This is a genomic window from Streptomyces sp. SBT349, assembly GCF_001083795.1.
Taxonomy (GTDB): domain Bacteria; phylum Actinomycetota; class Actinomycetes; order Streptomycetales; family Streptomycetaceae; genus Streptomyces.
The window spans coordinates 1-20,672 of record NZ_LAVK01000025.1; the positions used below are offsets into that span (position 1 = coordinate 1).

At 69.3% G+C, this 20,672-nt stretch carries 12 protein-coding genes and 1 pseudogene; 2 read left to right on the forward strand and 11 right to left on the reverse strand.

Features of this window, described 5'->3' with window-relative positions; translation table 11 throughout:
- Positions 1 to 108 precede the first annotated feature (108 nt).
- Together ADY01_RS05270 and ADY01_RS05275 are read right to left on the reverse strand one after the other, a co-directional pair.
- Positions 109 to 450 (reverse strand): cupin domain-containing protein, encoded by a 342-nt coding sequence (locus tag ADY01_RS05270; RefSeq protein ID WP_049566362.1) that lies wholly within the window; start codon positions 448 to 450, stop codon positions 109 to 111.
- A 27-nt stretch (positions 451 to 477) separates the two neighbouring features.
- Positions 478 to 750, reverse strand: a complete 273-nt coding sequence (locus tag ADY01_RS05275) for a hypothetical protein (RefSeq protein WP_049566309.1) — start codon at positions 748 to 750, stop codon at positions 478 to 480.
- A gap of 944 nt (positions 751 to 1,694) precedes the next feature.
- Between ADY01_RS05275 and ADY01_RS05280 the strand changes: the two genes are divergently transcribed.
- Positions 1,695 to 3,971 carry a DEAD/DEAH box helicase gene (locus ADY01_RS05280; RefSeq protein ID WP_078900022.1) on the forward strand — a complete coding sequence of 759 codons (2,277 nt, stop codon included), beginning with the start codon at positions 1,695 to 1,697 and terminating at the stop codon, positions 3,969 to 3,971.
- A complete protein-coding gene (locus ADY01_RS05285; RefSeq protein WP_049566317.1) occupies positions 3,863 to 4,447 on the forward strand; it encodes a hypothetical protein in 585 nt (194 codons plus the stop codon). The genes ADY01_RS05280 and ADY01_RS05285 overlap by 109 nt, the downstream gene beginning before the upstream one ends.
- A 28-nt stretch (positions 4,448 to 4,475) precedes the next feature.
- Here ADY01_RS05285 and ADY01_RS40275 read toward each other — a convergent pair whose 3' ends face one another.
- The 9 genes and pseudogenes from ADY01_RS40275 to ADY01_RS38860 form a co-directional block, all read right to left on the reverse strand.
- Positions 4,476 to 5,615 carry a hypothetical protein gene (locus ADY01_RS40275; protein WP_049566320.1) on the reverse strand — a complete coding sequence of 380 codons (1,140 nt, stop codon included), beginning with the start codon at positions 5,613 to 5,615 and terminating at the stop codon, positions 4,476 to 4,478.
- Between the two features lie 150 nt (positions 5,616 to 5,765).
- On the reverse strand, positions 5,766 to 5,960 hold the full coding sequence (locus ADY01_RS40280) for a hypothetical protein (protein ID WP_049566323.1): 195 nt from the start codon (positions 5,958 to 5,960) through the stop codon (positions 5,766 to 5,768).
- Positions 5,961 to 6,189: 229 nt separating this feature from the next.
- Positions 6,190 to 6,819: pseudogene (locus tag ADY01_RS41735) on the reverse strand (hypothetical protein); the annotation flags it as partial.
- 81 nt (positions 6,820 to 6,900) lie between these two features.
- Positions 6,901 to 8,499, reverse strand: coding sequence for a DDE-type integrase/transposase/recombinase (locus tag ADY01_RS05305; RefSeq protein ID WP_049566329.1), 1,599 nt, complete (start codon positions 8,497 to 8,499; stop codon positions 6,901 to 6,903).
- Between the two features lie 26 nt (positions 8,500 to 8,525).
- Complete coding sequence (locus ADY01_RS05310; RefSeq protein WP_049566332.1) at positions 8,526 to 9,353, reverse strand: hypothetical protein; 828 nt, start codon at positions 9,351 to 9,353, stop codon at positions 8,526 to 8,528.
- Complete coding sequence (locus tag ADY01_RS05315) at positions 9,350 to 10,102, reverse strand: TnsA-like heteromeric transposase endonuclease subunit (RefSeq protein ID WP_078900023.1); 753 nt, start codon at positions 10,100 to 10,102, stop codon at positions 9,350 to 9,352. Before ADY01_RS05315 ends, ADY01_RS05310 begins: the two co-directional genes overlap by 4 nt.
- Before the next feature lie 106 nt (positions 10,103 to 10,208).
- Entirely contained in the window at positions 10,209 to 11,744 is a 1,536-nt protein-coding gene (locus ADY01_RS05320) for an ISL3 family transposase (RefSeq protein WP_420715588.1), read from the reverse strand.
- A gap of 214 nt (positions 11,745 to 11,958) precedes the next feature.
- Complete coding sequence (locus ADY01_RS05325; RefSeq protein WP_159000946.1) at positions 11,959 to 17,931, reverse strand: hypothetical protein; 5,973 nt, start codon at positions 17,929 to 17,931, stop codon at positions 11,959 to 11,961.
- A gap of 26 nt (positions 17,932 to 17,957) precedes the next feature.
- A complete protein-coding gene (locus ADY01_RS38860; RefSeq protein ID WP_049566349.1) occupies positions 17,958 to 20,033 on the reverse strand; it encodes a hypothetical protein in 2,076 nt (691 codons plus the stop codon).
- Between the last annotated feature and the right edge of the window lie 639 nt (positions 20,034 to 20,672).

The window sequence follows — 20,672 nt, forward strand, 5'->3', positions numbered from 1 at the left end:
GCACGCTTCCGCTGGAGCGCCCCACCGACCTGCGCCGTTCCCGCAGCGGGTTCCCGTCTGAATCACGCGTGATCAGCGCCTCGCACACTCAAGTGACCGCCGTTCTCGTCAATGAGCGGGCACCGACACGCACACCATTGTGGTGTCCTCGAGAGCCTCGACGACCCCGGGCGCCTGCTCCGGAACGTGCACGAAATCGCCTGCGCGCACCGTCACGGCGTCGCTCTCGGCGCCCACTCGTAGCGCTCCGCTGAGCACCACCCAGACCTCCGCGTAGGAGGCCGGCAGGTCGGCACGCGCCCCCGCGTAAAGGAACGACGTATAGGCGCTCATCGACCTGCCCGCCTCTTTGCCGAGGGCGGGCGCAATGAGGATCCGGTCTCCGAAGGGGACGGCGTCGTCACCGATCGCCGAGCTGAATCTGTGGGCCCGTGAGTGTGTGGCAGCCATGTGGAAACCCATTTTCCTGGGGGGTGGTCAGGCGTCGAGTTCGGTCGCGGCGATGGCGTGCACGGGCGGCGTCTGGATCCCGAGTTCTCGTGCGATGGCCGGGATCTCGGGGTCCGCGAGGAACGTGTCGTAGTCCTTGGCGTCCCAGTCGAAGACGGACCACACCCGGTGCGCGTCGTCGGGATCGAAATAGGCCCGGGCGCCCCGGCAGCCGTGTTCCCGCCGCTTCTGCGCGCCGGTGGTCTCGAAGACCTCCAGGAACCGGTCGGGGTCGGTGACCCTGGCGATGGTGACGATCATTACCTGCTCCTGAGCCGTGTGGACATTTTTCCCGTCAGTCGGTCAGGAGCGTAGAACTTCACCTCTGGTTGAAGTCAAGCGCCGGCGGCGGTGATCCCTTGGGTTCTTGCGGTCAGTCGCCGCGGACCTGGTTCAGCGCGGCGGCCCACTTGGGGGTCGAGCCGGCGCGAGGGGCCTGCTGGTTACCCATCGGCCAGTGTCAGGGCTGCGAACTCGACGACGCCGCGGGCATCAGCCAGCCCGACGTCCTCCCGGCCATCGAGGACACGTCGCCTCTCCTGGCCCGCATCGCTCCTTGAGGGCGCGGAGCCGCCTCGGGCCCTGGCCTTGCCGGGGGCCGGGCCTGGCCTGGCTGGCGCTGGTTCGGGAGTTGATCCGGATGTCAGTCTGGTGCATGCGGGTGGGCTGCTGTGTGTGGGTGGCGGCCTGTCCGTGGGGTTCAGGTCCACCTCATGCCGAGTTCGTTGAGCGCTTCGGCGCGTTCCGGGGTGTCGATTCTCTCTCTAGTTACGACATTCAGATGGCTGTGACGTGCAGTGCTTAGAGTTTGTGTAGAAGATTTTGGTCCTACCGCTGATCTGGAGTGGTATGCACATGTTGGCTTGCCTGCTGTGCGATGTAGGCCAGTTGACCTGCTGTGCTTGAGTTAGAAGGAGAATGCTGTAACTGGATGGATAACGTTCTTGGAAATGCGTCAATGGGGGGCAGTATGGGTACCCCTTTTAGTTCTAATGTCATGTATGCCCACAGAGGCTGTAATGCGGCTTTTGTGGGGTAGGTAGCGCTGGCTGAAGGCGCGATTGTCATCTCCCCCGTGATGGACTTGGGAGCGGGGTGGCGGGGCTGTTCAACGGGCTGGTGCCGCCTCTACGCCGGTCCGACCCGACCGTTCCCACCGGCGTCCCAAACCCCGCACGGCACGGTCGCCTGTGTGAAGGAGCGAGATGCAATTACGTCCCCACCAGCAAGAAGCCCTGGCCGCGATCCGGGCAGCAGCCCGACAGGGCCGTCGGCGGATGACCGTCGTGGCCGCCAGCGGCAGCGGCAAGACCCTCATCGCCCTGCGCGTCTCCACCGAACTCGCCCCCCAGGGAGCGACGCTGGTGCTGGTGCCGACCAAAGCGCTGGTGGTGCAGACCGCTCGCAAGTGGCGCGAAGCCGGGTACCGCGGCCTGCTGATCGGCGTGTGCTCCCTATCCCAGGACGACAGCGGCCTGCCGTCCCGGGAACTCACCATGACCAGCGACCCGGCCGCCATCGCGGCCCAGGTGACCGGCGCGCCCGGGCCGGCGGCGGTGGTGGCGACCTACGCCTCCCTGCACCGCCTGACGGCCGCCCACTCCAGCGGCCTGGGCACCTGGGATCTGCTGATCGCCGACGAGGCCCACCGCACCTGCGCCGCGTTCGGCGACGGCTGGGGCACCGTCCACGACGACACCCTGATTCCCGCCGCCACCCGCCTGTACATGACCGCCACGCCGAGGATCTGGGCCGCCCGCGCCGACGCCAGCCTGCTCGACACCAAGGACCGCACCCCCCTGGCCACGATGGAGCATGAAGAGGTTTTCGGCTCCATCGTCTACCGCCTGGGCCTGGCCGACGCCATCGAACGCGGCATCGTCGCCGACTACCAGGTCCTGGTCGTTGTCGTCGACGACCAGGACCAGGACCTGCTCAGCATCCTCAACGACCCCCATCCCGTCGGCACCGCGCACCACGACGGCCTGCGCAACGCCGCCGTGCAGGTCGCCGTCGTGCGCGCCATCCACGAACACAAACTGCGCCGGGTCTTGGCCTTTCACAACCGCGTCGAAGCCGCGACCGGGTTCGCCCGCACCCTGCCGCAGACCGCCGCCAAGGTCCACGGTCCACTGCGCCGCGACCATCTGTGGTCACACGCCGTCTACGGCGAGCAGGACGACACCATGACCCAGTCCCTGCTCGCCGCCTTCGGCGACCCCGGGCAGGACGTCGCGGTCCTGTCGAACGCGCGCATGCTCAACGAGGGCGTCGACCTGCCCGACCTGGATGCTGTCGTCTTCGCTGCCCCCCGCTACAGCACCATCGACGCCGTCCAAGGAGTCTCCCGCGGGCTGCGCCAGACCCCGGGCGCAGGCAAGCGCACCACCTTGCTGATCCCCGTCTACCTGCCTGCGACCGGCGACGGCGCCGACATCCTCGAAAGCTCTGACTTCGCCGCCCTGATCGCGATCCTGCAGGCCCTGCGCTCACATGACGAGTCGTTCATGGACCGTGTCACCCTGCCCCCGCCGACCCGCCCCAACACCCTCCTCACCCGCGACCTGCTCTACAGCGACCCCGAACGCGCCGCCCAACTCGCCCGTGTCCTCGGCCTGAAGGTACTCATCCCCGCCGCCGGGACCTGGACCGAGGGGCTGCGCTCCGCCACCGCCTACCATCGCTCCTTCGGCCACCTGAACGTCCCCCTCGACTACACCGACGAGGCCGGCTTCGGCCTGGGCCTGTGGACTGCCAGCCAGCGACTCCACCACCTGCTGGGCACCCTGCCCGCCGAGCGCCGCACCGCGCTGGAACCCCTGGACATGCACTGGACGCTGCCCACCCCCACACAGGCCCTGCTCGACCATGCCCGCTTGTTCGCCCGCACCCACGGCCACCTCGCCGTCTCCACCGCCACCGTCGTCGGCGGATACGCGCTGGGCAAGTGGCTGGGCACCTGCCGCGCCGGCGCCCGCGCCGGGAACTTGGATGCCGACGTGCAAAGCGCTCTGGACCGGATCGACCGGTGGTGGAACCCGCCCTGGCTGCTCGCCTGGCAGCGCGACTACGCCCTGGTCAAGGCCCGCTGCTGCGGCCCGGGACAGACACAGAACCTGGCCACGCGCGCCCCCTCTGAGCAGGACCCTGCCACCGCCCACTGGTTGAGGAAACAGAAGTCCATGTTCTTCCGCCTGACACCCGAGCAGCAGGACCTGCTGCTGCAGATCGGAGTGGAGCCCTACGCCGAGAGCCTGCTGCAGTCCGCCAGGGACGCCGGCAAGGAGAGCCGATTCAGCCTGGGACTGACCCACGCAGCCCGGTTCCTGGCAGAGCAAGGCCACCTGGACATCCCCGCGGCACACCAGACCACATGGAAAAGGAGTGCGAGCGGCCCGCCGGCTCCTTCCCGCTGGGAGCCTGGTTCCACGAGCACCTGGGGATCCTCGCGACCCTGGCCGCCGACGAACGCCGTGCTCTGAACGCGCTTCGGGAACTGGCCCGCCGCGCAGCCGAGTTCGACCAGGCCCCCGGCGAATCCCGCCCCCCACAAGTACGCCGGAATCAGACACCGACAAAAACCGGCCAACGGGACGCCGTTGTCGACATCACCGGCCGCCCGCACGCCCTGTCAGCCGTCTACGCCAAGGCCCGCCGGGATAACGCTCCGCTCGCGTGCATCCTGCAGCGGGCCGACGGGTGGAGCGCACGGGTCGACACCTCCACCACCAAGCTGGCCTTCGTGCAGCACGAAGCGGCCACTGTTCTGCAGGCCGCGATCGAGGAAGCAGTCCGCGCGGGCGAGGCAGCCTGGGGGAGTACCGGACCCGTCCACTTCGCCATCGGCGGACTGCCCGACGAGGAAACCGCCCGCAGTTGGGCCGCCGACCTGTACCGCGAGACCCGCGAGCACCTGGGCAACTGGGTTGGCTACTACGGCTTCGAAGTTGTGCGGTGAACCGGCCCCAGCGCGCTGACGCGTACGGTTACGCACGGCCGCCCAGGTACCAGCCACGCGGCGCCGGTTGCAGCTGAGTGGTGATCAAGTCGCCCAGCCGCCACGGCAGGCAGGACCGCTCGCCGAGCGTCGCCTCCAGCGACTGCTCGGTGTGCGGGGCCGCCGACGGCAGCCGCCGGTGGCAGCCCCGGGCCGGGCGTTCGGTCTGCGCCTGCAGGCGGGCGGCGCGCGAGCACGGCGGCTCCATCAACGGGTGCTGCCCGGTCCAGATCCCGACCAACTCCAGTACCGGGTCCCGCGGGACGTCGCGCGCCGCCAGCAGTTCGGCGACGCCCGCAAGCCAGACTGCATCCATGCGCGGGGACAGGGTGCGCCGCTGGCGCCACCGCTCGCGCACGGCCAACGCCCGGGCCAAAGCCACCGCCTCGGGGTAGAACAGCAGCGGCGCGACGCGCAGCTCGTCGCGCCCGGCACCGCCGAGCAGGCGCCTGCGGACCTGCCAAAGGGGCGAGTTGAAGGCGGGGACATTCCACCAGCACGACATCATCGCGTAGGCATCGGCGAACGCTGCCCGCCCGCCGGCGCCAAGGCGGCGCTCCAACTGCACGCGCAGCTGGTGGGCCTGGACGACCTCCGGCAGCCGTGCCAGGCCGATCGCGGCCGCCCCGCCGCCCCGGTTGTCCAGCCAGCGCCCGTGCCGGGCGCAGACCTGCCACGGGGCGTCCGCGGCTAGGTAGGCGTCCAAACCGACCCCGTTCGCATGGGTGCACATCTTGCACACTCGCACCAGAAAGCAGCCTGGGGTGTCCCACGGCCAGTCCCACACCGGGCCGCCGCCTGCCGCCAGCAGCCGCTGCGGCCGCAGGTTCGGCAGCACGAACTGCAGCACGCCCACCGGGCGCCCGGCCATGAACGCAAACCGCTCCAGCGCCGCGGCGTTCAAATACCCGTCGCCGCAGTGCGGGTCGCCCGGCACGCCACCCCTGCGCAGCGGGACGCCGAACATGGGCCAGAACTCCTCCAACGGGATCCCGTTGGCGTCCGCCAGCCGCCGCGCGAAAGACCCCGTGGACTCCCCGCCCACCAGTTCGACCTTCCACCGCCCCAGCCGCTGCGGCGCCCGCCACCTCCGCGCCTGCCGCCCGGCCCCACCACGCGCTGCCGCCACCCGCGCCCCCTTCCTCGAACCCGGCTCCACCGCTGTCGCGCCCGCCCGGCATGCTCCCCCCGGCGCAGCAGCACGCCCTGGATGTCCTGCTGGACATCGCCGCCCGCAAGCGCCCTGGCGGCATGCCGCCGCCTGCGCGGTGACGCGGCGTCACAGCACCACGGTGCGGCCCAGCGGGATCTGCTCCAGCAACTCTTCGGTGATGCGTTCCTGCTTCCCCAAGATCGCAGCCTGCGCCCCCTGACAGATCAACTGCGAAAGCGCCCGCAGATAGCCGTGGGCGCGCATGTGCAGGTAGCCCGCCAGCTTCCGCAGGTCCCCCGGCTCGTGCCGGTACAGGCGCAAGTCCGTCGAAGCCGTCCAGGATCCGCCCGAACTTCGGCAAGTCCGCGTCACTGAAACCGATCCGGCCTAACTGCAGCACCGGGTGGTCACCCCGCAGCTCCTCGTTCAGGCCCATATCCAAAGGAGTCACATTGTCACGGGTGACGCGGTCGACGATGCTCGTTGACCCGCGCCCGCAGTACACGAACGTCGCCCCGGTACTCTCACAGATCTCCTCCAACTGCTCGAACGACGCGTCCACGTCCGCCCGGGTCCGCAGCCGTTCGATCCCGTCGATCAGCACCAGTTGGGTCCGCGCCCTACGCATCGCCTCGATCACCGAGGCGGTCAGGTTCCCGCCCTCGCGATTCTGCCCCAGGAACTGCGCGAACGCGGCGGACCAGTTGCGGGTGTTCGCCCGCGTCAACGCCGGCACCGGCAGCCACACCACCGGGATCCGATTCTCGTCCGGCTCGTAAAGCTCCTGCAGCCGCCGCTCCCAGTGCACCCCCACCGCCTGCAACAGTGTGGTCTTGCCCGTCCCGCGCGCCCCATCCACGATCACCCCGACATACCCGCACTCACGCTGCCGGTTGGCTAGGACCTGCCGAGCCACCGCCAGGGAGGCACCGGAGATCGCGGTGGTCTGCACGGTGCGCATCCGCCCGTGATAGAGCAGCCTCTTATCGGTGTCGGCGACATCAAAGCCCTGCGGCGCGCAGTCCATCAGCTTCGGCGGCTCCAGACGCTGCAACGCGTTGTCCTTCCAGGCGTGGCAGTCCGTCGTCCACGACGGCGCCGGCGGAGCCAGGAACAACTGCTCCGGCACCGTCGGTTCCAGCAACGCCAGCGCCTCCGCACTGGTCAGATCCAAGCTCATACGACCGCTCCCTCCCGCATCACGCGCACTGCGCCTTCCTGCACAACGCCACGCCGGATCCCGCGGCCCGGCCGCAGCACCTCAACCGTCGCCGCCCCGCTCACCGTTGCCCTGCTCGTCGTCGAGATCGGCGAACACCTCCCGATAGCGGCCCTGCAGATCCTCCCGACGCCCCTGCTGCGCGCTGCGGGCTGTCGCTGGCCACGGGTTCTCCGAGGCCCCCAGCAACGGATCGGGAGCCAACGGTCCCTGCACCCAGTCCAGGCGGACCGACCCGGCCGCAGGGGACAGCCCCGCCGCCTCCAGAGCAAGCGGATCCGCCCCCGCCGCCGGCGCAGCAGCCTGTACCTGCACAGGCGCAGACACCGCTGGTGGGTTCGGCGCCCACAACGACGGGTCCCTTCCTGCATACGGGTCGAACCTTTTGCGCGGCGCGGCCGGCGGCAGCGGCGCGTACCCGTCCGGCACCCGGGGCTGCGCACCGGTGCGCGCCGGTCCGCGCCCCAGTTCCTCCAACAAGTCCGCCAAGGCGTCAGCGATCGCCCGCTCCGCCTCCAAATCCTTCAACGAGCCACCGCGCTCGAGGTACAGGGCCTTGGCGATGTCCCACAGGTACTCGGTCCACGGCGAGCCGATCCGCTCCTGGTGTACCCACACCGCCTCCACCCACGCGTTCTCGCCGCTGGGGTCGCGCAGCCACACCCGCGAGGGGTCGTTCGGGTTGTAGCGCATCTCCCAGCCGCCCTTGCCGCGCCGCCGCAGCGGACAGCGCACACCCCGGAACGGGTTCAGGCCCTTCTCGGGATCGCGCTCGGGATTGTCGTAGGTCCGGTTGCGGAACCGGATGCCCTGCGCGGACACCCCCACCCAGGCGGTGGGCAGCAACGGCACGTAGTCCGTCTCGCCCATCGGGATCGGCAGATAGCCGTCGATCTCCACCAGCGCCCGGTACATCTGGTTCGGGGAGTGGTCGGGCAGGTAGGCGTCCCGCGGGTCGAACAGCTCCAAATGCGGATGGTTCTGCCATTCCAGCGCGATCCACTGCTGCAGCTTGTCGTCCAGCTCGGCCACCGTCCACAGCTCGAGCCCGTCGATGCTCCGGCGCACCCGCACGGGATCCTTGCCGGTGTAGGAGTTCACGTACTGGCTGAACCCCGACTTGATCGACCCGAAGGTGCGCTCCACGATCGCCTTGTCCCGCCCCGTACGCTTGCGCGCGGGACGCACCGAGATCCCCAGGTAGGCGCAGGCGTCGAAAAACGTGCGCCCGGCGAACACAGTGCCGTGGTCGATCACGATCAGGTCCGGGATGATCACCGGGCGCGCGGCGGCGTGCGCGAACCTCGGGTCCAGCGCGAGAAGTTCCTCGTACGGCAGGTCCGAGGCACTGGCGAGCACCGCCGGGTCGTGGCCCGGTCGCATCGGCACCGGCACCATGCACTGCGCCAGCAGGAGACTCGCGTCCACCGCCTTCGTCGCCCGGCCCCTGGGACGCGGCAGCTCAGACTTCCCCGCCCCGCCCGGGCGCTTCTTGCCGCGCTTCGCCGGCTGCTTGGGCCGCAGCACCGCCGCCAGGATGCTACGCGTGGCCACGTCTACCACGACCGTCAGCTCCACCCGCGCCGGCTGGCCGTCGTCGCCCATCACCCACACGTCCAGATCGGTCGAGTCGATCTGCACCAGCTCCCCGGGCGCAGATGCCCGCGTCACCGACAACGGCGGCCCCCGCGCACCGCGCTGCCCGTCGGCACCCTGCCCAGGTCCCGCGCCCGGATGCCCAGCCGCTGGAGCAGCCTGTACATCGTCGGCTCCGCCGGCATCCGCACCAGCCCTCCGTGCTTGGCCCGCACCACCCGCCGCACGTCCTTGAACAGCTTGCGCGCATCGCTGGGCGGATCCAGCCGCCGCTGCTGGCGTTCGACCAACATCAGCAGCGCCGCCACCACCAGCGGATCGGTGCGCCCGCACAACTGCACGGCATTGATGCTGCGCCCGTCCACCAGCGCCAGCGCCGTGCGGTGCCTACGATATTTCAACCGCTTCGCCTGCACCGTCTGCCACGACACCGACCACTTCAACACGCTGTTGAGTTCGGCCGCCTTCGCCTGGTATCGCTGCACCAGCGTCGTGGACGCCGGGTCGTACGCCGGCCGCGGCCGCGCCCTCTCGGGAGCGTCGGGCGGCAACCCCGTGTCGACCTCGACCACCGCGCGCTCCCACGCCAGCGCGTCCTCCGCCGCCTTCTGCGAGATCCCCTCCAGCAGCGCGAAGTTCGGCAGCTCAGCCTGCGGCACCGGCACCCCGGCGCGGTCCAGGACGGCGAAGTCCCGCGAGGCTGCCAGCACCGGCAGCGGCACCGTGATCGAGGCTGCCTCCGCGTTCGCGCTCTCGGCCAGGTGGACCATCACGCCATCCAGCCCCGCCACGGTGTACCGGGCCCCGCGCCAACGCACCTGGTCGCTGCGCACCAGCACTCCGCGCGGCGCCGTGCGCACCGCCAGCGACCCGCGCCGCTCCAGCACTCCCGCGCTCACGTCGCCTCCGCGGCGAAGGCAGACCTCACCACGGCCGACGTGTCCTGGTTAACCAGCAGTGAGTCCGGGCCCAGCGGCGCCTCCCAGTCGGTCCCCAGCCGCCGGTGCCACAACATGTGGTAGAGCCGCGGCATCACCAGCTTCGGCTGGACGCCGCACCCGTCCACGCCGTCCAACAGCGGCCGCGGCTGCGCGAACGCCTGCACCAGCGCCGCCTCCACCTGTGCGTCGCCGAACCGCGGGTGGCGCCGCCGCGAGACCCAGCGCAGGTTCGTCAACGCGGTTGCGCTCGGCAGCAGCGGCGCGGCCAGCACCCAACCGGCCCTCCCACAGGCCTCCCGCAGCACCTCCTGCTGCCGTTCGAACCGCTCCTTGGGGCCGGTCGCCGGCGAACAGTTGACCACCACCAGCTTCCCCGAGGCGCTCTGCACGAAGAAGTCCGGCACCAGCCGCCGCTCCCGCCCCCGCTCGCGCCAGACCAGCTCGGCGCACCAGGCTCCGAAGTCCACAACTGACGGATGGAAATCCAGCACCAGCGCCGTCCAGAGCCGGCTCTCCGACCGGCAGCCCACCAGCCGCCGGTTCGTCGCCGCCCACCACCAGGTGGCCTTGCTGCGCTGTGTGGGATGCCGCGAAGGCCGCCACACCTCGCCCCGCTCGGCCAGCGGCACCCCCGCCATCTGCTCGATCGGAAGCGTCCGCCGCACCCCAGCGCTGTCCTCGTGCAGGACCTGTAACTCTCCGGCCATGCAAGCCCCTTGTCTCGCCGCCGCCTACAACGCGGCCACCACCTCTACACAGGGACTGTAAAACGAGTGGCTCTGTTCCGTAGTCGGTGGTGACGGTGGGTCCTTGTCATCGAAGCAGGATGCGGTGGCGGAGGAGGTCGAATCCTGCTCGGCCGTGCATCTGCCGCATGATTCTTTTGGTTCGTGTGTTGGCGCCTTCGGTGCGGCCGTTGTGGTAGGGGAGGGTGAGGCCGGCGTTCACCGCGGTGCGGTCGATTTCGAGGCCGTTGCAGAAGCTGTGCAGGTGGGGCAGGTCGCAGGCGCGGGCCGTCGTGATCCACTGGGTGAGCCTGTTGCCGTTGGCCTTGGCCGGGGTCAGGAGTGCGGCGAACTCGCCGGTGAGTCGGGTGAGTGCGGTCATCTCCGGGCAGGCCGCAGTGAGGAGGCCGAGCAGGGTGGTGTCCTTGGTCCGCAGGTGTTCGGGGTGGGTGAGCAGGAGCCGGGCGAGGCGGCGGGGGGTTGTCACGGGGCGGTCGCCTTCGGCACGGCCTTGGTTGAGGTAGCGGACCAGCAGGTTGGCACTGCCGGTGTAGCCCAGTTCCCTGATCTCGTCCAGGAGGTGGGTGACAGGGACGGCCGGGTCCTCTGACCGGCGTCGGCGCAGGTGGTCGCGGTAGGGGTCGACCAGGGTGGGCCGGTAGCGGGGGGCGATGCGATCGGCGGGCGGTTGCGGGATGCGGGCGTAGCGCTTGACGGTGTTCAGGGCGAGGTTCAGGCGGCGGGAGCAGTCGAGCAGGCCGACACCGGAGTCGAGGAGGGTGTGGATTTTTTGCCAGCGCTCGCGGGTGGTCTGCTCACGGATGCCGCCGGGCCGGGGCGGGTTGACGGCGGCCCAGCAAGGGGCGTGGGCGCGGACCTCGGCCTGAACCTTGTCGCACAGGTTGCGCCACAGATGCCATCGGTCACTGACCTGCACCGCCTCGGGCAGTGCCCGGCGGATCGCCTCGGCATAGGTGGCCGAGCCGTCCCGGCACACGACCTCGATCCCCTTCTTCCCGCGCAGCCAGGCCTCCAGGGTGGCGGCCTCGCGGTCGGGCAGGACGTCGACACGTTCCCCGGTCTCGGCGTCGATGATGATCGTGGCGTAGCGGTGACGGCGGCGCATGGCGAAGTCGTCGACCCCGATCACCCGTGGGATCCGCACCGTCGGGGCGGGGATACGGCGCAGGACGCGCAGGGCGGTGGCGTAGGAGACGGGCACGGCCAGCGTCCGGGCCAGCCGGGCAGCCGCCCGGCCGCATAACTCCTTGACCACCCCCGAGACCTGCCTGCTCAGACGCGTGGTGCGGCGCTGGAGGCGCTCCAGCAGTCCAGGGACCTGCTCGCGGAAGGTCTGCCGCCGACAGCTCAGGGCTGGGCAGACCAGACGCCGCACCTGGACGTTGATCACGACCCCGCGGCCATCCACCGGTACATCCGCGACGGTCCGACCGTGATACCCGTGCACCTTCCCCGTCGGCGTCCCGCACATCGGGCACGGCACGGGAACATCCCGGGTCCGGGCCAAGACCCGGATCACGTCGCCGTCGTCCGCCACATCATCGACGACCAGCGCCGAGAGCCCTGAAAACACCGTGGCCACAAGAGAGTTGACATCTCGCATGCGACGTCAACGACGCCAGTCACCTATCGTCACCACCGACTACGGAACAGAGCCACTCGTTTGACAGACCCCTTACACGCTCGGCCACCGACGCCTCGCCTCGGCGGGGGCACGGATCCGGCCAGCATAGGGCCAGGGCCGGTAGCGGTACGCCGAGGGAGGGCTTGGCTACGGGCCTTTCGGTAGCCGGGAGAAGGGCCCGCAGCGGCCGGGGTCATTGGGTATGAAAGACACGCCAGGTGGTGGCGACGGTGGCTTCCAGGGCGAGGTCGGTGGTTCCGGGGGTCTCGGTGAGTGCTGCCAGGCGGCGGAGGGTGGTGAGGTCGTTGGCGGGGTCGGAGTGGTCGGCGCTGAGGAGATCGATGAGGTCGTCGGCGGAGAGGGGTTCGTCGAGTTCGCCCAGATCTTGCAGTACGGACTGCAGGGCCGGGTCGGTGAGGGCGGCTGCTTCCAGGAAGCGTTGGGCGCCGGCGGGAGTGGTGAGGTTGTCGTGGAGGTTGCGGCAGATATCGGCGGCGGTGTGTTTGGCGGAGGCGAGATCCGAGGCTTGGTTGAGTAGGATGGGCCAGCCACCGGTGGTGGCATGCAGGCGGCGGCGGTTCTCGGGATCGTTGAACCCTGTCAGGGTTTCACTGGGAGTGACCCAGCTGCGGATTCCGTCGGCGGTCACGCGCTGCAGCGGCACGAGGACATCTTCTTCCGCGTGCCGGGAGATGACCTGGAGGTGCTCGCGGTTTCCGGCATCGATGAGAGCGATGACGCAGCGGGTAACGCCGGAGGCCGGCTGGCGGGTGACGGCGTCGCGCAGTGCGTTGTCGACCGCGTCGGGGCTGAACCCTCGCATGTCGCTGATGATCAGCCGGTGCGGACCGTGGGCTTTGCCGGAGGTCAGCGCCCGCCGGTAGGCGGCGAGGGTGGAGGGCTCGGTCAGTGGTGCCAGGTCGCTGGGGGTCCGTTTCTGCTGGTCGGCCAGGGCGCTGGTGACGTCATTGAGGCAGGTGGCGTCCGTGCCGAGCACAATGCGCAGCGCATTGCCCCGTTTGACCAGTCCGGCGATCTGGCGTTCGGTCAGGGGGCTGATCCGGGCGCCGGGCAGTGGGCGCCGGGCCTGGCTGATGGAGAGCTGGGTGGGGATGTCGCCGGCGTCGTGGGCGTGGAGTTCTTCCTCGATGGCGTCGGGATTGCCGAGCAGCCGAAGGACGTTGGAGGAGCGCAGGCGCCAGCCGTCGCGTTCGGTGGCCAGGATACCGAGGCCCACCATTTCTTCCAGCAGGGCGCGGAACTCGTCGGCGGTGTGCCGGTTGAAGCTTTCGGGCCACCATTCGGTACACAGCTGGCGCAGGCTACGGGTGGTGATGCTGCGTTCCACGCCGTGGGTGTGAGCGTGGTGCGCGATGAGGAGTGCGATCACTTTGTAACGGGGGTCGAGGTTGAGATTGAGGCGGACTGTATCGCGGATGCGGCGCCGCAGATCGGGGGAGCCGATGACCCGTTCGAGGATGTCGTTGTCGATGGTCCACGGGGGTCCGTCGGCTGTGCGGCTGGCCAGCGCTTCCCGGATGAGGGCTTCGCCGGCGATCTGCAAGAGCTTGGGGTGGTAGTTGCAGTAGGCCAGGAGCCGGTGGACGAAACTGTCGTGGGCGAAGCTGATCCCCAGTACTTCGGCCGGTTCCTGCAGAAGGCGGTAGGCCGAGCCGGGAGAGAGTGGTCCGATGACCAGGGCTCTGCCGAAATGAGCTTCGGCCAGCGGCTGATTGGGCAGACCGGCGAAGCGCTGGACTTGATGCAGGCCCGCGAAGACCGGTTTGAAGCGCCGCTCGGTGGCGCTCATGAGATCCCGCAGGCGGGTGGTCTGGGGGAATCCGGCATCGGCTTCGGCGTCGAAAAAGGTGTCGCATTCGTCGAGCAGGAGAAGCAGCCGCCGGGTGCGGTCTTCGGCAAGCCAGGCGGTGATGTCGTCCTGCACACGCCTGAAGACGGTGGTGGCCCGTCTGCCGGGTGCCGGGCTGATTCCGGCTCTCGTCACCTCGGTGGCGATCATGTCCCAGATCTCCTCCGTGCCAGAGGCCAGATTGCTGGGCAGCGGGAGGTAGAGAGCGATGTGACCGCTGGTAAGTGCGTGGCGGCGGCCAGCCGCACGCAGCAGGGCTGATTTGCCCAGGCGACGTCCGCCGTACAGGAGGCTCACGCCCTGTTGGTCGGTCACGGCGGACAGTTCTTCGCGGCGGCCGTAGAACATTTCCCCCGGCACGGCTTCGTTGGCGTCGGGGGTGTAGGGGTTGATGGCGCTGAAGGGCGCCAGGATGCGTTCGGTCAGCGCGAACTGGCCGCTTCCACGGGCTGCGAGGTAGACCAGGGCGGCGGCGTCCAGTACAAGGACGGGCTTGGCGGGACGTTCGGCGCACGCGGTGGCGAGGGCTTTGCGCTGGGCCGGGGACAGGGTGCCGATGAACGCGATGACAACAGGGATGGAGCTGGGATCTTGCTGTACCCAGGCCAGGAGCTTGGTGGCGTCGGTGACTTCGGAGGTCATCAGCAGCCGGAGCCGACCGTCGGCCTGGGTACCGAAAGCCGGTAGCCGCACGTCACCGATCAGGGTCACATCGCGCAGGTCGACCCAGCGCCGGAGCGGTGAGGCGACGGGCAGGCCGGAGTCTTCCTCCCGCCGGTACTCGATGCCGGCCAGTCGCAGTGCCGGTTTCAGTACATAGGTGTTGGACCGGACCTGGGACCAGCGGGTCGCTGTCTGGTGCCATGCGGTCAGTGCCTCCACGGCGGTCTTGCGGTCGCCGGGGGACAGGGGGCCGAAATCCAGGGGACCCAGGCTGCTGCCGTTTTCGACGGCTGCGATCACTGCGAGAGTGATGCCGTCGGCGAAAGCCTGCGGCACTGCGGGGAAGAAGGCGTTGAAGTCGGCCAGAGCAGTGTGCTGCGCACGCGGCGGCGTTTGTCCCTCACGCGCTGCAAGCAGGTATTCCTCGGCCGTGGCAAGGTCACCTTCGGTGATCAAGTGGCGTACATCGTCAGCGAGCTGCGTGGAGGCGCTGACCTCGTTGAGTTCGCGGGTGGCCCGCTCCTGAAGCAGGGAGGCAGCCTCTTCGGCCAGCAGCGCGAGATCGCCGCGGATGGCCTGGCACTCACGGCGGACTGCGCCGAGACCGTCACCGGCCAGCGCTCCGTGGACCGCTTCCAGCCGAGCGGTGATCCGTGCGCGCCCCGGTTCGGGCACACGGCCCATTCGGGTGGCGGTATCGATGTCGCGGGCCAGGTCACTGTGCAGGATTCTGAGCGCGCTGCCGCTGCGGGCACGGTGGGTATTCAGCGTGGTGCGCAGTTCGTCGACCGGGGCCGTCGAAGTGGCATCGGCCTGTTCCAGGGCATCGAGGGCGATGCGCGCGACGGCGTAGTTCTCCCGTTCGATGCCGGCGCGCACCGCTTGTTCCCAGTTGGCGCGGTCGGCGGCTGCGATGTCCTCCAGCGTGGGGGTGCGTGCCGGGGCAAGACGGGAATCGAGTTCCAGGTCGGGGCAGCGCAGCAGGTCGGTGTTCAGGACGGCGGTGGGTTCGGGCTCGGTGCCGGTGAGGGTTCCACCTGCCAGGAGCAGCACTGTCGTTTCAAGGCTCTGCCGGCAGACCCGGGCAGCCGAGGCGAGCAGGGACCCGGGGTCGCTCTCCTCCAGGGCGGTGAGTTCGTCGGCCATGGGCTGGTGGTGCGGAGCTACCGCTTGATGCAGGAACGACAGGGGGTCGGTCGCACGGGGCTGGGTCTGGGCTATCAGGACGAGCCATTGCTGGACGATGTCCAGGGAGTTGGCCGCGTACTGCAGGATCCGGGAACCTGCGGCGTTCTGGAGCTTGCGCGAGGAACCCCGGACGGCTTTGTCGTCACGGTCCAAGAAACCCGGCAGAGCTCCTGGCGCGCTCAGTTCCCTCAGCTGATGCCGGGCGTTCGCGGCCAAGTCGCGCCGGTCGTCGGCCACCGCGTTGAGCAGGACGCCGATCCGCCCGTCGGATCCCCACCACCGGTCCGCGAACTGCTTGGCGCGCAGATTGTTCCCGAGACTGGGGCTGTTGCGCAGTTCCTCCCGGGCGGTGTCGCAGATAACCGTGAGTTCGTCGGAGGTGTCGGGGCGTGCGGCCAGGACGTTGAGTGTGGTCCGGCCGGACAGCTGCCCGCGGGCCGATGCGTTGCCGATCGCCGTTGCCACCGCCCGTGTTCCGGGTAGGTGATGCAGTCGGTCGGCGATCTTCAAGGCGAGTTCGCCGCTGTCGGGGTCTCCGGCCAGCAGTCCGGAGCGGACGGCGGCAGCCAGCACCATCAGCCGGTCGGGCAGCCCGGCCGGAACACCGTGCTGTAGCTGACCGGTGACCGCTGCGCGCACTTCCTGGGCGCACGCGCCGGTGTCTGACCGTATGGCTTCTGCCAGCGCCACGGCCCTCAGCGCCGATGCGGTCTCGTGATTGTTCAGCGCATGCGCGGCATGGTGGGCCAGGGCCAGCTGGCCGCGCATCGTCAGGTCGGCAAGTAGGGGAGAGGCAACAGAGCGGTGGTGAACCTCTGGTGCGTCCTCCGCAGTGTCAGGCTGCTCCGCCTTGGCAGCGATGGGCGGGTGCTGAAGGGCAACGTGCTGATCGGTATCCGCGGGGTCGTCGGCGAACCGCGGAGCCGCAAGCCCGGGCAGGGAGGTGCCCTCCGCTGAAGTGCCGGTGTCATCTGCCGTCTGCGAGTCCGGGGCTGGACCCGGAGCCGGTAACGGTTTCGCGCCGGCCTCTGGCAGTGGCCCGCGGTCAGCGCCGGGCGCTGCGTCCTGTTCCTGGGCGTGGCGGGGGCCGTCAGCGGGCAGGGGCTGAGGGACAGGCTCGCCTGTGTGCCGCGGTTCTTGATCGTTCGTGAGACCGTCCTGGCGGGGACGGGAGGCTATGAGGGCTTTACCGCGGAGAACCAGGGTCACCACGGGCGCGATGGACGCCGGCAGGTTCTGTCGCAGATGTTCAGTGAGCGTGTCTGCCTCCTCGTCGTCGTCGGCCTCAACGGCGTGAGCCAGCTTCGCGACTGCTGCCAGGGACTCTGCGTCGTGCCGTTGCCCGTCGGTCCATGGACCGGCTGCCAGTAACGTGGCCGCCGCGGTGCGCAACACCACGAGTGCAGGATGACCTTCCGGGCCTTTCGCAGCCCCCACTTGATGCAGGATTTCCCGCAACTGATCGTCCTGGTCGGCAGATGCAGCCAGGGCTACCAGCGCGTGCACCAGGTCCGGCAGGTCACGGCCCGGGTCATGAGCCGGGCCGCCCAGCGCGGTGACCAACGCCGCGTGTACCTCCCTGGCCACTAGGCGCACCTCCTGTAGCGGGTGAATCTGCTCGGCGGGCACCACCCGGCCGGCGGCCAGCATCGCCGCCGCACCGGCAACGGCGCGCGAGGCGGCAGCGAAAGCGTGGTTCAGCCGCTCGACCTGGATCGCACAGGCCACCGCGGTGCTCAGATCGAGAGCAGTACCGGGAGGATCCGGCACCTCGGCCACATCCGAGGGGGCTCCGGCATGGTCAGGTGGTCCGGCATCGGAGCTTTTTGCGTCGTCCTGTACGGCTGACGGGTCCGCCGGTGTGCCGCCGGCAGGGCGGTCCCGCAGGCAATCCTCAACAGCGCGGCAGGCCCGGACGATATTCTCGGTGACGTCCCCAGGCCATGAGGACAAGGCGTGGTCCCGCAGGACTAGGTGCAGCAACGGCACACCGGAGGGGGCCAGGATCCACTGCACCAGGCCGGTGAGCAGAAGTACCGTGCGGTCCGGGGCCAGATCCTCCAGCCTGGCCAGCTCTTGCTCGGAACCGTTCTCCAGCCAGGCCGACAGGTGTTCCTGCATGCCGTCGATGGTGGGCTGGGTGAGCATGCCGATGATCGATGTCTTCTGTGGTCTGTCGCTCCTGCGCAGAGCGCCGAGTGCCTGCCGCACCGCATGGGTGGACGGCTGTCCGACCGCAGGGGTACGCAGTTCTTGCAGTACCACAGTGCGCTGCTTGCGGCTGAGCCGCTCCAGCATCGAGGAAAGCTGCTCCTCCGTGACCAAAGCCAGCACGTCACCTACAGGGTCGGACAGCTCTTCGGTGGCTTTGGTCAGCTCCCGGTATGCCGTGCGCTGCGGCTCGGGAAGGCTGCGGTGTGGGTTACGCGGGGCGCGACGTGCCACAAGGGTCCTTTCGGCGGTTCAGAAATTCAGCGGTACAGGTGCTGGTGCCACGCGGGAGCCTGTCCCTGGCCCCGGCGGTGGCCGCGTACAAAGGTGTGACCCGGCGGCAGTTCGGTGTCGGCATCGGGGCCGTCGACCTCCAAGCGCCAGCGGGCATAGCGCTCCTGCGCGGCGGGGGTGGCCCGGTAGCCGTCCGGCAGTCGCCGCTCCCACGGGCGCCGCCAGTGCCGTATCTGCCGCGACGCCGCATCAGCGCCTTCGGCGATCTGGCGCGCTTGCCGGGCCTCTTCGGTATCGGGCCACCAGGTGAAGACATCCGGCAAAACGCCTGCGTGGGCAACCGTTGTGCGGGTGAGCAGGCCGGCTGCGGCCATGTCCTCACAGGTGTGCATCACTGTCCACAACAAGGGCGGGCTCACCACATCCGGGCCGAACATGGCCGCACTCAGCTGCAGGCCGTCCAGCGACCGGGAGCGGGCTGGCCCGACTCTGCCGTCGCGCAGCAGAGCAGCCACGATCAACTTCTCCAGCGCCGTCACCGGCGGCCGGTAGCCCCCGTGCACAGGCCGGGGCACCACGACCCCGGGGTCCCCGGGCGGAGCAAGTGCCGGCAGACCCCACGCCGCAGCCAGAAGCCCCGGATCGAAGTCCCAGGCCAGGGGCCTATCCCCCACGAGAACAGGCTCCGGGAGGAGCGATGTGGTGGCAATGATCTGCCGGCCTGCCCGGGCCGCAGCCACAGTGATCTTGATACCGGGATAAAACGAGTCCGGCCACCGCATCGGCGCCAACCCGTCCAGTGCCCGGTCCGTGACCTGCGTAGCCAGGTCGCGGACCAGGTGCTGCCCGCTGTGGTGCAGCTCAACCGTCAGCGGCCCGCCGCCCAGCAGCGCCATGACCGGACCGGACAACGGCAGCAGCCCGGCCGCCAGGTCCGTACCCGACAGCGCCACCGATACCACCAGCAGCGCCTCGTCAAGGTGCTCCACGCGCACCACGGAGGCTTCTTCCGGCGCCTTCTGCTCGGCGGCAGGTTCGGGCCGCAGATGCTCCAGGTGCCCCAGGCCAGCCGGGATCAAAGGATCGCAATCCGCCAGCACCGCGTCGACGGGAAGTCCCTGCGCCCGCCAGATCCCGCCCTGCTGCCAACTGTCATCGATACGCAAATCCACGTTGCGTCGAACGCGACCGTCAACGACGGTGGAAGCCAGTACCAGGTTGGCATCCACCACCGCAGAGCCCGCAGCGGTGAGCGCCAGGGTGTGCTCGTCGCCCACCTCGCGCTCCCAACCGGTCAGCAGCGGCCATACCGCGGTATAGCGCGGCGTTCCTCCCGGAGCTGGCCGTGCGACCCGGTCCGTCAGCTCCTTGGCCACCGGACCGGAAGCAAACTGCTGATGGCGGTCGAGCGGCTGCGCGTACAGATCCCACACCGCCAGCCCCGGAGCCCGGCGCATCAGCTCCGCCAGCGTCTCGAAGCACACCTGCAGCGCCCGCTCCGCAGCCACAACACCCTCAGGCCCCTGCAATAACGTCCCGAGGCTGCCTGCCGCCAGCAGCCGCCTGCCAGGCCCCAACAGAAACTGCCGATACAGCCCGCTGTGGTCGCGCCCCGACACTGATCCGCCCGCATGCAGCGGCCCCATCACATGGCCACGGCCGTCCACCACACCGACCGGAGACCGACGCATCCGGGCGAGTTCCTTGTGCTCGGCCGCAGTCAATGCTCCCAGGACGTCCCAGTCGATCACAGCGCGTGAAAACGTGTCCTGCATTTCCCCGGTGCACGGTGCTCCTGACAGTGCACCCGGCACCCATCCATCCTCTTCTACCTCCGGCGACGCACCGAACGATGCCGAGACCTCGCCCCACAAGGACCGCGTCCCACGCTCTACCCGTACGAACGAACCCACCGGCGGAAGCGGATCTCTGCCACCGGGGCGCAGGAGCGTGAACATGTCCGGATCGAGGATGCCGGTGCCGTAGGTACCCAGGTCGAGGTCGAATCCGAAGTACACAGCGTTGAAAGCACTGCACAAGTGCAAAGGCCCCCGCCGCACCTGCGCCACATGCTCCAGGAAGAGGATCAGTTCCCCCTCCACATCCCGTGGCATGACGTCACAGCCAGCGGTCAGTTCGGGAAAGAACAGCGGTGCACCAGCGCCCGGTTGACCCATCAGCGGCCTCGCAACGACGACAGACCACCGAGTGAGCATCGGACGACGACGCAGACAGCGAGCAGCACCATACGGACCCCCCAAGCGCAGTCTCCGGTCCAGTACTGATTTTTAGCGCATAGCTCGGACATGCTGCCCACACTTGGCGTTCTTTTCTACAAAATGTGATGGAGCGCCTACGGGTTTGCCGTGTCCTCGCCACCCGGCTGGCTGCGGCAGCGGTGCCTCTTCCAGATCACATCAAGCGGCCGTGAGTGCCGGTAAGCCAGGCGCTGATGCGGTGGTCGGCGTCAATCGGACGTTGTCTCCTGCTCGTGGACGCGGGAGTTGTCCGCTGACCATGAGCGTGCACTTCCGCCGCCGTCCCGGCTGCGGAAGACGGAACCGGGGGCCGGCTCGCGCGCCGCCGGGCCGGCGATGGTGGGCACCGCTGACCGAGTGCGAGGGGAAACGACTGATCGGCAGTCCGGGCTTCAATACAGGTGATGCTGTAACCACAGGCTGGCCAGGTCCGTGGCTGTGGTGCCGGTGAGAGGTGGCAATTGTGAGTGGGGGGCGCCTCGG

What these genes read in the sequence shown, in the direction of transcription:
- ADY01_RS05270 (WP_049566362.1), bottom strand. Translation starts at nt 450, where the DNA reads ATGGCTGCCACACACTCACGGGCCCACAGATTCAGCTCGGCGATCGGT.
- ADY01_RS05275 (WP_049566309.1), bottom strand. Translation starts at nt 750, where the DNA reads ATGATCGTCACCATCGCCAGGGTCACCGACCCCGACCGGTTCCTGGAG.
- ADY01_RS05315 (WP_078900023.1), bottom strand. Translation starts at nt 10,102, where the DNA reads ATGGCCGGAGAGTTACAGGTCCTGCACGAGGACAGCGCTGGGGTGCGG.
- ADY01_RS05320 (WP_420715588.1), bottom strand. Translation starts at nt 11,744, where the DNA reads ATGCGAGATGTCAACTCTCTTGTGGCCACGGTGTTTTCAGGGCTCTCG.
- ADY01_RS05285 (WP_049566317.1), top strand. Translation starts at nt 3,863, where the DNA reads ATGGAAAAGGAGTGCGAGCGGCCCGCCGGCTCCTTCCCGCTGGGAGCC.
- ADY01_RS05280 (WP_078900022.1), top strand. Translation starts at nt 1,695, where the DNA reads ATGCAATTACGTCCCCACCAGCAAGAAGCCCTGGCCGCGATCCGGGCA.